This window comes from Pseudoxanthomonas gei (assembly GCF_010119615.1).
GTDB classification, from domain to species: domain Bacteria; phylum Pseudomonadota; class Gammaproteobacteria; order Xanthomonadales; family Xanthomonadaceae; genus Pseudoxanthomonas_A; species Pseudoxanthomonas_A gei.
In genome coordinates, this window is record NZ_QOVG01000005.1 from 167,015 (window position 1) to 181,258 (window position 14,244).

The following is a 14,244-nucleotide window of genomic DNA, read 5'->3' on the forward strand; positions in this document are numbered from 1 at the left end:
TGCGAACTGCCGTCAACCGGGTTGCTTGCCGCGCCGGCGTTGCGCCTGCATCAAGGTCATCAGTTCGTACTTGTCGGCCGCGTCCAACGGGCCGGCGCCCATCTTCGCCTGCAACTCGCCCAGGCGCTGCTGGATGGCCTGGTCTTCCAGCTGCTCGGCCGCATCGATCAGGATCTGCCGCCAGATGGCTTCATCGCCCGGCACCACTTCGGAGGCCAGCTTCTGCAGCGCATTGAGTTCCTCGCGTTCGGAGAAATGCTGCAGCAGGGCGCCGGTGGTGATTTCCGGACGCGCGTGCACCAGTAACAGCAGCTCGACCAGCAGGCCGACGCCGGGTTGGTCGAGGTCCCTGAATCCGTAAGGCGGCTCCAGCGCCAGTGCCAGCGCAGGCTGCTGCAGCAGCACGGTGATCGCGCCACGCACCAGGCTGCGCTTCTGCGCCTGGGGCGGCAGGCGCGACACGACCCTGGGTTTTTCAGGCAGGGCGGCCGGTTGCGCCAGGCCGACGCCGGTAATCTCGCCCAGCCGCTGGCGCATGAGGTCGCCAAACGCACCATCCGGAATCTGCGCCAGCAAGGGTTTGGCGCGTTCGGCCAGCCGCGCCTTGCCATCCAGCGTGGACAGGGTGACGTCCTTGCCCAACTCGTCGAAGAAGAACTGCGACAGCGGCGTGGCCTGGCGCAGGCGCTGGTCGAAACCGGCCGCCCCTTCGCTGCGCACGATGCTGTCCGGGTCCTCGCCATCGGGCAGGAACAGGAAGAAAGCCTGGCGTCCGTCCTTCATGCGCGGCAACACCGACTCCAGCGCCTTCCAGCCCGCGCGCTGGCCGGCCGCGTCGCCATCGAAGCAGAAATACACATCCGGCGAATTGCGGAACAGCAGTTCGGCGTGGTCCGGCGTGGTCGCCGTACCCAGCGTGGCCACGGCCTGGGTGACGCCGTACTGGAACAGCGACACCACGTCCATGTAGCCCTCGACCACCACCAGGCGCTCGATCTTCTGGTTGGCCTGGCGCACCTGCCACAGGCCGTAGAGTTCGCGGCCCTTGTGGAACAGCGGGGTCTCAGGCGAGTTGAGGTATTTGGGGCCGTCATCCTTCTGCAGCACACGTCCGCCGAAGGCGATCACGCGGCCGCGGCGGTCGTGGATGGGAAACATGACCCGGTCGCGGAACTTGTCGTAGACGCGGCCGTTGTCGCTGCGCGACATCATGCCGGTCTTTTCCAGCAGCTTGGTCCGGCGCTCGTCGGTGCCCAGTGCATCCTTGAGCGCGGAAAAACCTTCCGGCGCGTAGCCGATGGCGAACTGGGCGCGGATGCTTTCGTCGACGCCGCGCTGGTCCAGGTAGGCCCGGGCCTTGTCGCTTTCCTCGAGCTGGCGCTGGAAGAATTTCGCTGCCGCGTCCAGCGCCGCGTACATGTCGCGGCCGTCGTCGGTGTCGTTGCGCTTCTGCGTGTCCTTAGGCACTTCCATGCCCACGCGCTTGGCCAGTTCGTCCACCGCATCCAGGAACTCGAGGCGGTCGTAGTTCATCAGGAACGAGATCGCGGTGCCATGCGCGCCGCAGCCGAAGCAGTGGTAGAACTGCTTGGTCTGCGAGACCGTGAACGAGGGCGAGCGCTCGTCGTGGAACGGGCAGCGCGCCGAATATTCCTTGCCCTGCCGCTTCAACGGCACGCGCGTGCCGATCACCTCGACGATGTCGGTGCGCGCCAGGAGGTCGTCGATGAAAGCGTCGGGGATGCGTGCCATGTAACGACTAGGATGCCATGCGGGCAAGCGGCGGGACGATCAGATCGGTCCCCGGCAAGCGTCAGCGTGCGTCGGGATCCCGCGCAGCCAGCGTGGCCAGCGCGTCGCCACTCACGCGCTGCACCGTCCACTCATCCTGCGGCACTGCACCGAGCTGGCGATAGAAATCGATGGCCGGCGTATTCCAGTCCAGCACCGACCATTCGAAACGGCCGCAGCCGCGTTCCACCGCCAGCCGCGCCAGGTGCACCATCAGGCGTCCGCCCAGGCCCAGGCCGCGATAGCCCGGCCTGACATACAGGTCTTCCAGGTACAGGCCGCGCTTGCCCAGGAAGGTGGAAAAGTTATGGAAGAACAGGGCAAAGCCGGCCGGCTGTCCGTCGACTTCGGCCATCACCACTTCGGCCGCTGGTGCCGCGCCGAAAAGTTGGGCGGCCAAGGTGGCTTCGTCGGCCACGGCCTCATGGGCGAGTTTTTCGTAGTCGGCCAGCTCGCCGATGAAGGCGAGGATCTGCGGCACGTCTGCGGCCGTGGCCGGGCGAAGCGCAATGGTTGCTGCAGGTCTGCTCATCGGAAGTGGTGTTCCTGGGCGGCTGGGCCAAGGGGAAACAATCAGCTCGCGAACTTCTTCTTCACCAGCGCCGACACCAGGCCCATGTCGGCCAGCCCGGCCAGCTTCGGCTTCAGCACGCCCATCAGCTTGCCAATGTCGGCCGGGCCAGTCGCGCCGGTCTCGGTGACTGCGGCATCGATGGCGGCCTGGATCTCGGCTTCGCCCAGCTTGGCCGGCAGGTATTTCTCGATCACCACGATCTCGGCGCGCTCGATGGCCGCCAGGTCCTCGCGGTTGGCAGCTTCGAACTGGCTGACCGAATCCTTGCGCTGCTTGACCATCTTTTCCATCGCTGCGATCACCGCGGCATCGTCCAGCTCGATGCGCTCGTCCACTTCGCGCTGCTTGATGGCCGCGTTGATCAGGCGCACCACGCCCAAGGTGTGCTTGTCGCCGCCCTTCATGGCGGCCTTCATGTCTTCTACGAGCTGCTGTTTCAGGGTCATCTGGATTCTCCTGGAGCTAAAACGGGGGGTGCCAAAAGCACAAAAAGCCGGCTACGCTCACGCGTGCCGGCTTCTGCAGAAACAACGCGGCTCAGTAGAGGCGCTGCTTCTTGGTGACGTCGCGCGAGCTGCGACGCAGCTGACGCTTCACCGCGGCGGCGGCCTTGCGCTTGCGTTCCTGGGTCGGCTTCTCGTAGAACTCGCGCTTGCGGGTTTCGGCCAGAACACCGGCTTTTTCGCAGGTACGCTTGAAGCGACGCAGAGCAAACTCAAAAGGCTCGTTTTCGCGGACTTTGACGCTGGGCATGGAATCTCCGGGACACAAACAACCGGGTCAGTCCCGGCGAGCCGCGTATGATAACGGCACCCCGGGGCTGGCTGCAAGCCGCCCGGGGCTTGTTTGTCCATGCCAACACCCCCAATCAGGCCCCATGCGCGTCCTTGGTATCGAAACTTCCTGCGATGAAACCGGCGTGGCCGTCTACGACACGGCGCTGCCGGGCAGCGCCGGACTGCGTGCCCACGCGGTCTACAGCCAGATCGCCCTGCATGCCGAATACGGCGGCGTGGTACCCGAACTGGCCAGCCGCGACCACGTGCGCAAGCTGTTGCCGCTTATCCGACAGACCCTGGCCGAGGCCGATCTGAAGCTCGAAGACCTCGACGGGGTGGCCTATACCGCCGGTCCCGGCCTGGTCGGGGCCCTGCTGGTGGGTGCGGGCGTGGCCCGTTCGCTGGCCTGGGCGCTGGAAGTCCCCGCGGTGGGCGTGCACCACATGGAAGGCCATCTGCTGGCCCCGCTGATGGAAGACGACCCGCCTGCCGCCCCGTTCGTGGCCTTGCTGGTGTCCGGGGGCCATACCCAGCTGGTGGCCGTGGATGAGATCGGCAGCTATCGGTTGCTGGGCGAGACCCTGGACGATGCCGCCGGCGAGGCCTTCGACAAGACCGCCAAGGTCATGGGCCTGCCGTATCCGGGCGGCCCGCAGCTGGCGGCGCTGGCAGAAACCGGCCGCCCTGGCGTCTACAAGTTCTCCCGGCCCATGACCGACCGCCCCGGCCTGGATTTCAGCTTCAGCGGCCTGAAGACCCAGGTGATGCTGGCCTGGCGCAACAGCGACCAGAGCGATGCGACCCGGGCCGACATCGCGCGCGGCTTCGAGGATGCGGTGGTCGATACGCTGGCCATCAAGTGCCATCGCGCCCTGGATGCGGCTGGCAGCAACACGCTGGTGGTGGCCGGCGGCGTGGGTGCGAACAAGCGCCTGCGCGCGAAACTGCACGATATTGCCGGCAAGCGTGGCGGCCGCGCCAGTTTCCCGCGACCGGCGCTGTGCACCGACAACGGCGCGATGATTGCGTTCGCAGGCGCCCTGCGACTGCAGGCCGGGCAGTCGGAAACAGCTGCCGTGAAAGTCACGCCGCGTTGGGACATGGCGACGCTGCCGGTGGTGGGCGGTCATCAGGATCAACCGCTGCCCTGAAGTATTGTTTTGTCATGACCAGCCATTCGGCTTTTGAAAACCCCGCCAAGGCGGCAATCCCAGTGCCTTGTTTTCCGCAGCTTCTGTGAATAGAGCAAAGTCGCTGGGTTCCCGCCTTCGCGGGAATGACGATAAAAGAAGTTAGGCTCTTACTCACTACTCACTCCTAACTCCTAACTCCTAACTCCTAACTCCTAACTCCTAGCCCATGGACAAAGTCTTCATAGAAGGTCTCGAGATCGATGCCCTGATCGGCATCTACGACTGGGAGCGGCGCATCCGCCAGACGCTGCGCTTCGATCTGGAGATGGGTTTCGACAACCGCAAGCCGGCGGCCAGCGACAGCATCGAAGACACGCTGAATTACAAGGCGGTGAGCCGGCGGCTGGTGGAGTTCGTCTCGCAGTCCGATTACGGGCTGGTGGAAACCCTGGCCGAGCGCTGCGCGGACATCGTGCTGGCCGAGTTCGGCGTGCAATGGCTGCGCCTGAAACTGAGCAAGCCCGGCGCGGTGCGCGGCGCGGTGGCGGTGGGCGTGATCATCGAGCGTGCGCGGCAGTGAGGCCGCGGCACTGATGGGCAAGGCCTACCTGAGCCTGGGCAGCAACGTACTGCCGGAACGGAACCTGGCTTCGGCCTTGCACGCACTCCGGCAGCGGTTCGGGACGGTCGCGGCCTCGCCGGTTTACCGCACCACCGCGATCGGTTTCGACGGTCCGGATTTCCTCAATGCCGCCGCGCTGATCGAGTCGGACCTGGACGTCCATGACCTCAACGACTGGCTGCATGCACTCGAAGACGCGCACGGCCGGGATCGCAGCGGGCCGCGTTTCGGCGACCGGCCGCTGGACATCGACATCGTGTTCTATGACGACCTGGTGATCGAAGGCCCGGGCAATCTGCGCTTGCCCCGGCCCGAACTCAGGCACGCCTTCGTGTTGAAGCCCTTGGTTGATATTGCGCCGGATTTCGTGGATCCGGGTTCGGGAAAGGCGCTGGGTGAGCTGTGGGCCCAATCGCCCGAACGCGACGTCCCCATGTCAGTGGTGGTGTTGACCTCACCGCCCTGAGGTCGCGTCCACTGACAACAGCACGCCCCGAATTCCCTTGCGGAGTTACTTCCGGCAGATTGCAGGCAGGCACCGGCATGCCGCACGCTATCGGCATCAACCATTGGGGAATGGCCATGTTCGAAAGATTTTCGCGTAGCTGGGAACTGGTCAAGGCCAGCGCCAATGTATTGCGCTCGGACCGCGAGCTGCTGCTGTTCCCGCTGATCTCCGGCCTGTGCACGCTGGTGGTGATGGCGACCTTCCTGGTCCCGGTGTTCGCGCTGCGCATCTTCGAGAACGGGATCGGCATTGGCGGCGCGGTGGTGGGGTTCCTGTTCTATTTCTGCCAGTACAGCGTGATCATCTTCTTCAATTGCGCGCTGGTGGCCGCGGCGATGATCCGCCTGGACGGCGGCGACCCGACGTTGCGCGACGGCTTCGACGCGGCGAAATCGAAACTTCCCGCCATCCTCGGTTACGCCGCCATCGCGGCCACCGTCGGCGTGGCCTTGCAGGCGCTGAAGAGCCGCGACAACAATTTCATCGTGCGCCTGGTCGGCAGCGGCCTCGGCGTGGCGTGGACACTGGCGACCTTCATGGTCGTGCCGGTGCTGGTCAGCCGCAACATCGGCCCGGTCGATGCGCTGAAGCAGAGCGTGGCGCTGCTGAAGCGGACCTGGGGCGAGAACGCCATCGGCAACGTCGGCATTGGCGCGGCCTTCGGCCTGATCACCTTCGCCGTCATGCTGGTCGGCGCAGGCCTGGCATTCCTGGCTTGGCAGGCGTCGCCGATGCTGGCGATCGCGGTGGCAGTGGTATTCGTGATCGGGGTATTGCTGCTGGGCATCTACCAGGCAGCCCTGAGCGGCATCTATTCGGCGGCGCTGTACCGCTATGCGGTCTCGCATGAAACCCCGGCCGCGTTCCAGGGCATGCAGCTGGAAAGCGCCTTCCAGCCCAAACGCTGAGACGTTGCAGGGGCTTTGAAAGGCGGTGTAGGAGCGACGCGAGTCGCGAAGCTCGCAATTACTCAAATGCTATCTGCTTCGCGACTTGCGTCGCTCCTACAACCTCCTCAAACAACGTTCGTCGCTCAGCCGCTCAGCAGGCGGCCGCCATCGACGCGGATGACCTGGCCGGTGGTGTAGGTGGCCTCGCGCAGCAGCCAGTACACGGCTGCGGCGATTTCCCCGGGCGTACCGGTACGGGCCAGCGGCGTGCGGCCGAGCAGGGCGGCCTTGGCATCGTCGCCGTGGTCCTGTTGCGGCCACAGGATTGCGCCGGGCGCCACCGCGTTCACGCGGACCTCCGGTGCCAGTTCCAGCGCGAGTGATCGGGTGGCCATCAACAGGGCGGCCTTGGCCATGCAATAGACCGTGTGACCGGCGAGCGGTTGTTCGGCGTAGACATCGACGAGGTTGACGATGGCCCCGCGCGCGGCTTTCAGGTGCGGCGCGGCCGCCTGGGCAAGGAAGAAGGGAGCATGTGCATTGGAAGCAAACAGCTCATTCCATTGCTGTGGCGTGGCGCTGCCGATGGCGGTCGGCTGGAAGGATGAGGCGTTGTTGACCAGGGCATCCAGGCGCCCGAAGCGACCGACGGCATTGGCCACCAGTTCGGGCAGGCGGTCGAATTCGGCGAGATCCGCCTGCAGGGTCAGCACGCTGCCGGGCCGCGCCGATTCCAGTTCCGCAGCCAACGCCTGCATCTCCGCCGCCGAGTCCCGGTAATGCAGGGCCAGGTCGTAGCCTTCGCCATGCAGCCGTCGCGCGATGGCCGCGCCGATGCGGCGGGCGCTGCCGGTGACCAGGGCGACGGGAGAAGGTGCGGGCATGCAATCCACGGTTTCGGGGTTCGCAGCCATTGTGTCCCGATCACGCCGCAAAGGGCCAATGCTTGACGCGTTTCGCAGTTCCGGGCATGTTGCGACGCATCACCTGCAAGGACGCGCGTTCCGCCGCAGGACAACGGAATCGGGCGAATGGACTGGGCGAAATACCGAACCACCACATTCGACGAGCTGATCCAGGCCGACGGACAACCACGCCCCGCCGCGCGCCGGCTGGTGGAATACCTGGGTGGCCTGTCCGGCCGCGAAATCGCCGAGCGCCAGCTGGCCGCCGATGTCATCGCCCGGGTCATGGGCATCACCTTCACCGTGTATTCCGATGGTCGCAACGTCGACCGCACGCTGCCGTTCGACCTGATCCCGCGGGTGATCCCGCTGACCGAGTGGACGCGCACCGAGGCCGGCCTGAAGCAGCGGATGCGCGCGCTGAACCTGTTCATCGGCGACATCTACGGCAAACAGCAGATCGTCAAGGACAAGGTGTTCCCGGCGATGTTGTTGAAGGACTCGGTCAATTTCCGTGAGCAGTGCGTGGGCATGCAGCCGCCGCTGGGGGTCTGGGCGCATATCTGCGGCTCGGACCTGGTGCGCGACGGCGATGGCACCCTGTACGCACTGGAGGACAACCTGCGCATTCCCAGCGGGGTGTCCTACATGCTGGAAAACCGCATGGTGGCCAAGCGCGTGTTCCCGGAGCTGTTCGAGACCAGTTCGATCCTGCCGGTCGACGACTATCCGGCCCAGCTCTACGACACCCTGGCTGCACTGTCGCCGCGCCCGGGCGATACGCCGGCCATCGCCCTGCTGACCCCCGGCGTGTTCAACAGCGCGTATTTCGAACACGCCTACCTGGCCCAGGCGATGGGCATCGAACTGGTGGAAGGCAACGACCTTTTCGTGGCCGACGACGACTGCACCTACATGCGTACCGTGTACGGCGCCCAGCGCGTGGATGTGATCTACCGCCGCGTCGACGATCTTTTCATCGACCCGGAAGTCTTCCATGCCGATTCGGTGCTGGGCGCGCCGGGCTTGATGCGCAGCTGGCGCGCCGGCAAGGTGGCGCTGGCCAATGCGCCCGGCGCCGGCGTGGCCGACGACAAGGTGGTGTTCGCCTACGTGCCGAAGATGATCAAGTACTACCTGGATGAGGAGCCGATCCTGCCCAACGTGCCGAGTTTCCTCTGCCATGACGCAAAGGAGCGCAAGTACGTGCTGGAGAACCTCGACAAGCTGGTGGTCAAGCCGGCCAATGAATCGGGCGGCTACGGCATGCTGATCGGCCCGCGTTCCACCAAGCGCGAGCGCGACAAATTCAGGAAACTGATCGAGGCCGACCCGCGCAATTACATGGCCCAGCCAACCCTGGCGCTTTCCACCGCGCCCATCGTCACCGACGACGGCCCTTCGCCGCGGCACCTGGACCTGCGCCCGTTCGTGCTGTCGCGCGAGGACATCTACGTGACCACCGGCGGACTTACCCGCGTGGCAATGGAAGCCGGGTCGCTGGTGGTCAATTCGTCGCAGGGTGGCGGGGCCAAGGATACGTGGGTGGTCGACATGTCCGACGAGGGCATGGATGGGGAGAGCGATTGATGGGCACAAGCCATCATTCTCTCGACGAAATCATTTTTTCCCGTGGGTACGACTGATGCTTTCGCGCGTCGCCGACAATCTCTACTGGTTCAGCCGTTACGTGCGCCGCGCCGAGAACACCGCACGCCTGGTCGGCGTGGGCAGCCTGCTGCAACTGGACCTGCCGCGCTCGGTGCGTTTTGCCTGGCGGCCGATGGTCGATACGGTGGGAGCCGGCGATGCCTTCGCCGAACTGTTCCCCAGCACCGGCGACGATGCCAGCGATGCGGACGTGGTTCGCTTCCTGTTGCTGGACGAGCGCAATCCGTCGTCGCTGCGCAGCTCGGTCGATGGCGCCCGCGAGATCCTGCGCGGCATCCGCGACACGTTGCCGGGTGAAGTGTGGGAAGCCATCAACGACCTGTATCTGTACATCGAGGCCAATGGCGAACGCGGTGTCAGCCGGCGTTATCGCATCGAGTTCATCACCCGCATTGCCGATGGTTGCCTGAAGGTCTCCGGGCTGCTGACCGCCAATGTCAGCCGCGACATCGGCTTCCAGTTCCTGCGCCTGGGCACGGCCATCGAACAGGCCGACATGACCACCCGCATCATCGATGCGGGTGCCTCGGGCCTGGTCACCCCGCGCAACGAGGACGACCGCGAGGCGTTCCAGAACATGCAGTGGATGGCGGTGCTGCGTTCGCTGGCCGCCTACCAGATGTACCGCCGGCACGTGCGCCAGCGGGTCACCGCCGAACACGCGCTGCGCTTCCTGCTGCAGAACAGCGAATTCCCGCGCAGCGTGCAGTTCTGCCTGACCCGGGCGTTGAGCGTGCTGCCGACCATGCCGCCGCGTCCAGGCGTCGATCGCAGCCTCAACCGCGTGGTCGGGCTGATCCGCAATGCCGATCCGGCCATCCTGGCGGCCCGCAATCCGGCCGTCTTCATGGACGAGATCCAGGTGCACCTGGGCACTTTCCATGCGGCGCTGGCCGACGGTTATTTCCGCGGTTAGCCGCCGCAACCCTTCCTGATCGCCAAGGCCTCGCGGGTGATCGCGCCGCCATCGGGACGCTCGCGCCGCAGTTCGCCGACCAGCGCGTCCAGCTCGCGCCGCCCCTGGTCGTGCTGCCCGTTGCCACAGCGGACCTGGGCCGCGTAGGCGCGCGCGCTCCAGCGCAGCTTCGCCATCTCGGCGTACCTGCCGCGCTGGGCGGCCAGCGCGTCCATGGTCTTCAGGGCGTCCTCTTCGTGGCCGGTACGCGCAAGCTGGCGTGCCAGCGACAGCTGCGCGAACAGCGTGGCGGGATGCTCGGCACCCAGGCCGACCCGGGTCAGTTTCACTGCGCGATCGAGATAGGGCAGCGCCAGGTCAGGCTTGCCCTGGCTGGCCAGCACCTCACCGATCAGGCGGTCGACCGCACCGACCGAATGATCACTGGCGCCGCTTTGGGCGACGCGCAGCGCGCGCGCCTCCAGCAATGCCGCCAGCGCCTCGTCCTGGCTGCCGGCGGCATGCAGGACCATGCCGTAGTTGAACAGCCCGCCCTGCAGGTTCTGCGAATCGGCGGTGCCGCGCCAGATGCCCACGGCCCCGGCCAGATCGGTGAGGGCCGCCTGCAGGTGCCCGCGCTGGAAGGCAATCACCCCGCGCGTGTTGCTGGCCATGGCGGTGTCGCGGTGGCGGGCGCCCAGGGCTGCCAGGGTCATCCCATACAGGGAATCGATCTGCTTTTCGGCTTCCCGGTACTGTTCCTGGTCCACCAGGATGCCGATCAGCAGGCGACGGATGCCCAGCGTCACCGGGTGCTGTTCGCCATGGACTTCCTCGGCGATCACCAGCGCGTCGCGGAAGGTCGCGCGGGCCGCGTCGGTATCCCCACGCGCGCGCAACAGGTGCCCGCGGTTGACCTGTATCTCGGCCGCCAGCGCGTTGGTGTCGCCCACATGCTTGTGCAGGTGGGCCAGCGCCTTGTCGTAGCCGGCCAGGGCCTTGTCGGTGCGGCCCTGGTCGTTTTCGATCAGGGCGCGATCGAGCAGGTTCTCGGCCACGCCGCCCTGGTCCTTGATGGCGCGGCGCAAGGCCAGCGAGCGCTCGTAGAGCTGGTCGGCGGCCTGGCGTTCGCCCAGCAGCCGCCGGCAGCGTCCCAGTTGCGACAGGAAGTCGGCCTCCTGCGCCGCCTGCTGCGGCTGCAGGCGCGAGATCAGGATCTCGGCCGGTGCCATCACCTGCAGGCATTCCTGCGGACGATCCAGCAGCCGCAGCGTGCGCCCATGCTGGGTCACCGCCTCCAGCTGCAGGCCGGCAGGCACGCGGCCCAGCTGCGCCAGCAGCGCCTGCTGGCGCTCGAGCAGTCCCAGCGCTTCCTGGTAGTCGCCCAGGCCGACGCGCAGGCGCGCGATCACGCCCAGCAGCTCGGCATGCGCCAATGGCTGTCCGGCCAGCTCGCGCTCGCCGCGACGCTCGCCGGCCAGCAGCAGCTTGCGCGCATCGAAGATGTTGCCCTGCTGGGCGACGCCGGCGTTGTCGAACAGGCCGATGACGAAATCCTGCATGGCCTGTGCGCGCGCGGTCTCGCGCACGGCCTGGCGTCCCTGCCAGACGCTGGCCGCCAGCGCGCCCAGCAGCAGCGAGGTCACCAGCACTCCCGAGGCGATCGCCCAGCGGTGGCGGCCGACGTATTTGTTGAGCTGGTAGCCCCAGCTCTGCGCACGCGCCTGTACCGGCCGCCCGTGCAGGTGGCGCTGCAGGTCCAGTGACAGCGCCTCGGCCGAGGCGTAGCGCTGCTCGGGCTGCTTGGCCAGCGCCTTGAGCACGATGTTGTCGATGTCACCGCTGAGGCGCCGGGCCTGGCGCCGCGCCTCGGGGCTGTGGTCGCGGCCGCCGTCGGTGGTGCGCTGCGAGGCCACCGAGGGTTTCAGCGGTTCCACCGCCAGGATCGCCTGTTCCCATTCGGCGTCGGTCTGCCGGCGCAAGCGGTAGGGCTTGGTCCCGGCCAGCAACTCGTACAGCACCACGCCCAGGGAATAGACGTCGGTCATGGTGGTGACCAGCTCGCCACGCACCTGTTCCGGCGCCGCGTAGTGCAGGGTGAAGGCGCGCACTTCGGTGCGTGGATGCAACGGCGCCGGTTCGGAATCATCGAGCAGCTTGGCGATGCCGAAGTCGAGCAGGCGGACCTCGCCGGTGGGCGTGACCAGGATGTTGGAAGGCTTCAGGTCGCGATGCACGATCAGGTTGGCGTGCGCGTGGCTGACCGCTTCGCAGACCTGCAGGAACAGCTTGACCCGCGTGTCCACCGCCAGCCCGTGCGACTGGCAATACTCGGTGATGGGAATGCCGTCCACGTATTCCAGCGCCAGGTAGGGCTGGCCTTCGCTGCCGATACCGGCATCGAGCAGGCGCGCGATGTTGGGATGCGCCAGCCGCGCCAGGATCTCGCGTTCACGACTGAAGCGCAGGCGCAGGTTGGGATCGGCCAGGCCCGGCCGCAGCAGTTTCAGCGCGACCTTGCGCTGGTACAGGCCGTCGGCGCGCGAGGCCAGCCAGACCATGCCCATGCCGCCTTCGCCCAGCACCACTTCCAGCCGGTAAGGGCCGACCAGGGTGCCTACCTGCGGCTGCCCCGGCTTGTCCAGCAGGGGCTGGGCCATGAACCCGCCGCTGTCGTCCTCCAGCGCCAGCAGGCGCTCCAGCTCATCGGCCAGGTCGGGTTCCTGCACCCGCACTGTCTTCAACTGTGCGTTGCGTGCATCCGGGTTGAGCTCGAGCAATACATCGAGCAGCGGCGACAGGCGTTTCCAGCGATCGACATCCATGGCGTCGTTCGCCCGGGCCGGAGGTCAGTCTTCCTGCATCGCCGACAGCAAGAACAGGCGCGCCTTCTGCCAGTCGCGGCGGATGCTGCGTTCGGAACGCTGCAGCAATTCGGCGATCTCCAGTTCCGACAGGCCGGCGAAGTAACGCATTTCCACTACCTGGGCCAGGCGCTCGTCGGCGGCGGCCAGCTTGTCCAGCGCATCGTTAAGGGCCAGCGTGTCCTCGTCCAGGCGCAACGGACCTTCCACGTCTTCGGGAATTTCGGCCACCCGCTTGAGGTCGCCGCCGCGCTTGCGGGCGAGGCGGTTGCGCGCGTAGTCGACGACGACGCTGCGCATCGAGGAAGCGGCATAGGCGAAGAAGTGCGCGCGGTCGTCGAACCTGGCGTTGCCGTTGCTGCCGATCAGCTTGAGGTAGGACTCATGCACCAGTGCGGTGGCATCCAGCGTGTAGCCATGCTGTCCGGACAGTTGCCGCCGGGCCATGGTGTGCAGTTCCTGGTACAGCGTGGACAGCACATGGTCGAGCGCGGCGCGGTCGCCATTGCGCGCCGATTCCAGGAATACCGTGATATCCGCCGTATCCGCCATCGTCCTTCCCCACCCGGGCAGGGACGGAATATAGCCCTAAACCGCGGCGCCGGCATGGCCGCGGCGGCGGCTCAGCGCTGGCAGTGGGCGCACCAGACGCTGGCGCGCTGGCCGATGCTGGCGAATTTGAGCGGCCGGCCACAGTTGGGGCAGGGTTGCCCGCCGCGGCCGTAGGCGGACAGCTCCTGCTCGAAATAGCCCGGCGCCCCGTCGGGGCTGATGAAATCGCGCAGGGTGGTGCCGCCGCGGGTGATAGCGTAAGCCAGAATATCTTTCACGGCCGTGGCCAGGGCGCCGTAGCGCTCGCGCGAGACCTTGCCGGCGGCGCGCAGCGGCGAGATGCCGGCCCGGAACAGGCTCTCGGCGGCATAGATGTTGCCCACGCCGACCACGGTCGACTGATCCATCAGAAAGCTCTTCACCGGCGCCTTGCGGCCACGGCTGCGCTCGAACAGGGTGTCGCCATCGAAATCCTCCGACAGCGGCTCCGGCCCCAGCGCGCGCAGCAGTGCATGGGTTTGTCCCGCCGGCTGCCACAGCACGCTGCCGAACCGGCGCGGATCGTTGAAGCGCATCACCCGCCCGGAACTGAGCTGGAAGTCGACATGGTCGTGGGTAGTGACCGCCGTGCTGGCGGGCAGCACGCGCAGGCTGCCGGTCATGCCCAGGTGCAGCAACGCGCTGCCCGCATCGGTATCCAGCAGCAGGTACTTGGCGCGACGCCGCACCGCCAGGATGCGCTGGCCGGGCAGCACGTTTTCGATTTCCACCGGAATAGGCCAGCGCAGGTCCGGCCGCCGCAATACCACGCCGCGAACCTGCTTGCCCTCCAGGTGCGGGGCCAGGCCGCGGCGGGTGGTTTCTACTTCGGGAAGTTCGGGCATGGGCGCGGGAGGAGCGAGGAGTGAGGAGTGAGGAGTGAGGAGTGAGGAGTGAGGAGTGAGGAGTGAGGAGTGAGGAGAAGCGGAATACTTTTTTGCTCGTCATTCCCGCGCAGGCGGGAATCGCTCTTGCTTCACTGCCTCTGCCTTGTTGAACCGAGCGTGCTCATTCCTGCAAA

At 66.5% G+C, this 14,244-nt stretch carries 14 protein-coding genes; 6 read left to right on the forward strand and 8 right to left on the reverse strand.

The genetic code is table 11. From position 1 onward, the window contains the following. Nucleotides 1-12: 12 nt before the first annotated feature. The 4 genes from dnaG to rpsU all read right to left on the reverse strand — a co-directional run bounded on the left by dnaG (nt 13) and on the right by rpsU (nt 3,118). A complete protein-coding gene (dnaG, locus tag DT603_RS09080; protein ID WP_162349560.1) occupies nt 13-1,752 on the reverse strand; it encodes a DNA primase in 1,740 nt (579 codons plus the stop codon). A gap of 61 nt (nt 1,753-1,813) precedes the next feature. Beyond that, complete coding sequence (locus tag DT603_RS09085) at nt 1,814-2,323, reverse strand: GNAT family N-acetyltransferase (RefSeq protein ID WP_162349561.1); 510 nt, start codon at nt 2,321-2,323, stop codon at nt 1,814-1,816. A 41-nt stretch (nt 2,324-2,364) separates the two neighbouring features. Continuing rightward, the gene (locus DT603_RS09090; RefSeq protein WP_162349562.1) at nt 2,365-2,811 is read right to left on the reverse strand and encodes a GatB/YqeY domain-containing protein; all 447 of its coding nucleotides are present in this window, start codon (nt 2,809-2,811) and stop codon (nt 2,365-2,367) included. 91 nt (nt 2,812-2,902) lie between these two features. Next, a complete protein-coding gene (gene rpsU, locus DT603_RS09095; protein WP_162313883.1) occupies nt 2,903-3,118 on the reverse strand; it encodes a 30S ribosomal protein S21 in 216 nt (71 codons plus the stop codon). Nucleotides 3,119-3,242: 124 nt separating this feature from the next. On the opposite strand from rpsU, the gene tsaD reads away from it, so the two are divergent. From tsaD to DT603_RS09115, 4 genes are all read left to right on the forward strand, one after another. Further along, nucleotides 3,243-4,295, forward strand: coding sequence for a tRNA (adenosine(37)-N6)-threonylcarbamoyltransferase complex transferase subunit TsaD (tsaD, locus tag DT603_RS09100; RefSeq protein ID WP_162349563.1), 1,053 nt, complete (start codon nt 3,243-3,245; stop codon nt 4,293-4,295). Between the two features lie 208 nt (nt 4,296-4,503). Beyond that, nucleotides 4,504-4,857: a dihydroneopterin aldolase gene (folB, locus tag DT603_RS09105; protein WP_162349564.1), complete on the forward strand. Its 354-nt coding sequence runs from the start codon at nt 4,504-4,506 to the stop codon at nt 4,855-4,857. A gap of 13 nt (nt 4,858-4,870) precedes the next feature. Further along, nucleotides 4,871-5,365, forward strand: coding sequence for a 2-amino-4-hydroxy-6-hydroxymethyldihydropteridine diphosphokinase (gene folK, locus DT603_RS09110; RefSeq protein ID WP_162349684.1), 495 nt, complete (start codon nt 4,871-4,873; stop codon nt 5,363-5,365). Between the two features lie 77 nt (nt 5,366-5,442). Then, complete coding sequence (locus tag DT603_RS09115) at nt 5,443-6,315, forward strand: DUF6159 family protein (RefSeq protein ID WP_246191720.1); 873 nt, start codon at nt 5,443-5,445, stop codon at nt 6,313-6,315. Nucleotides 6,316-6,440: 125 nt separating this feature from the next. Here the strand turns inward: DT603_RS09115 and DT603_RS09120 are convergent, their stop codons facing one another. Continuing rightward, complete coding sequence (locus tag DT603_RS09120; RefSeq protein ID WP_246191721.1) at nt 6,441-7,211, reverse strand: pteridine reductase; 771 nt, start codon at nt 7,209-7,211, stop codon at nt 6,441-6,443. A 117-nt stretch (nt 7,212-7,328) separates the two neighbouring features. Between DT603_RS09120 and DT603_RS09125 the strand changes: the two genes are divergently transcribed. Both DT603_RS09125 and DT603_RS09130 read left to right on the forward strand, forming a co-directional pair. After that, nucleotides 7,329-8,792 carry a circularly permuted type 2 ATP-grasp protein gene (locus tag DT603_RS09125; RefSeq protein WP_162349565.1) on the forward strand — a complete coding sequence of 488 codons (1,464 nt, stop codon included), beginning with the start codon at nt 7,329-7,331 and terminating at the stop codon, nt 8,790-8,792. A gap of 55 nt (nt 8,793-8,847) precedes the next feature. Continuing rightward, nucleotides 8,848-9,789 (forward strand): alpha-E domain-containing protein, encoded by a 942-nt coding sequence (locus tag DT603_RS09130; protein ID WP_162349566.1) that lies wholly within the window; start codon nt 8,848-8,850, stop codon nt 9,787-9,789. Here the strand turns inward: DT603_RS09130 and DT603_RS09135 are convergent. The 3 genes from DT603_RS09135 to mutM form a co-directional block, all read right to left on the reverse strand. Next, a complete protein-coding gene (locus tag DT603_RS09135; RefSeq protein WP_162349567.1) occupies nt 9,786-12,593 on the reverse strand; it encodes a serine/threonine-protein kinase in 2,808 nt (935 codons plus the stop codon). The genes DT603_RS09130 and DT603_RS09135 overlap by 4 nt on opposite strands. Before the next feature lie 24 nt (nt 12,594-12,617). Then, nucleotides 12,618-13,184, reverse strand: a complete 567-nt coding sequence (locus DT603_RS09140; protein ID WP_162349568.1) for an ECF-type sigma factor — start codon at nt 13,182-13,184, stop codon at nt 12,618-12,620. A gap of 71 nt (nt 13,185-13,255) precedes the next feature. Then, nucleotides 13,256-14,068 carry a bifunctional DNA-formamidopyrimidine glycosylase/DNA-(apurinic or apyrimidinic site) lyase gene (mutM, locus tag DT603_RS09145; RefSeq protein WP_162349569.1) on the reverse strand — a complete coding sequence of 271 codons (813 nt, stop codon included), beginning with the start codon at nt 14,066-14,068 and terminating at the stop codon, nt 13,256-13,258. Nucleotides 14,069-14,244: the final 176 nt, after the last annotated feature.

Excerpts from the sequence above, each read along its gene's own strand:
- mutM (WP_162349569.1), bottom strand. The coding sequence starts at position 14,068 with ATGCCCGAACTTCCCGAAGTAGAAACCACCCGCCGCGGCCTGGCCCCG.
- DT603_RS09140 (WP_162349568.1), bottom strand. The coding sequence starts at position 13,184 with ATGGCGGATACGGCGGATATCACGGTATTCCTGGAATCGGCGCGCAAT.
- DT603_RS09125 (WP_162349565.1), top strand. The coding sequence starts at position 7,329 with ATGGACTGGGCGAAATACCGAACCACCACATTCGACGAGCTGATCCAG.
- DT603_RS09090 (WP_162349562.1), bottom strand. The coding sequence starts at position 2,811 with ATGACCCTGAAACAGCAGCTCGTAGAAGACATGAAGGCCGCCATGAAG.
- folK (WP_162349684.1), top strand. The coding sequence starts at position 4,871 with ATGGGCAAGGCCTACCTGAGCCTGGGCAGCAACGTACTGCCGGAACGG.
- DT603_RS09115 (WP_246191720.1), top strand. The coding sequence starts at position 5,443 with ATGCCGCACGCTATCGGCATCAACCATTGGGGAATGGCCATGTTCGAA.
- dnaG (WP_162349560.1), bottom strand. The coding sequence starts at position 1,752 with ATGGCACGCATCCCCGACGCTTTCATCGACGACCTCCTGGCGCGCACC.
- folB (WP_162349564.1), top strand. The coding sequence starts at position 4,504 with ATGGACAAAGTCTTCATAGAAGGTCTCGAGATCGATGCCCTGATCGGC.
- rpsU (WP_162313883.1), bottom strand. The coding sequence starts at position 3,118 with ATGCCCAGCGTCAAAGTCCGCGAAAACGAGCCTTTTGAGTTTGCTCTG.
- DT603_RS09135 (WP_162349567.1), bottom strand. The coding sequence starts at position 12,593 with ATGGATGTCGATCGCTGGAAACGCCTGTCGCCGCTGCTCGATGTATTG.
- DT603_RS09120 (WP_246191721.1), bottom strand. The coding sequence starts at position 7,211 with ATGGCTGCGAACCCCGAAACCGTGGATTGCATGCCCGCACCTTCTCCC.
- DT603_RS09130 (WP_162349566.1), top strand. The coding sequence starts at position 8,848 with ATGCTTTCGCGCGTCGCCGACAATCTCTACTGGTTCAGCCGTTACGTG.
- DT603_RS09085 (WP_162349561.1), bottom strand. The coding sequence starts at position 2,323 with ATGAGCAGACCTGCAGCAACCATTGCGCTTCGCCCGGCCACGGCCGCA.
- tsaD (WP_162349563.1), top strand. The coding sequence starts at position 3,243 with ATGCGCGTCCTTGGTATCGAAACTTCCTGCGATGAAACCGGCGTGGCC.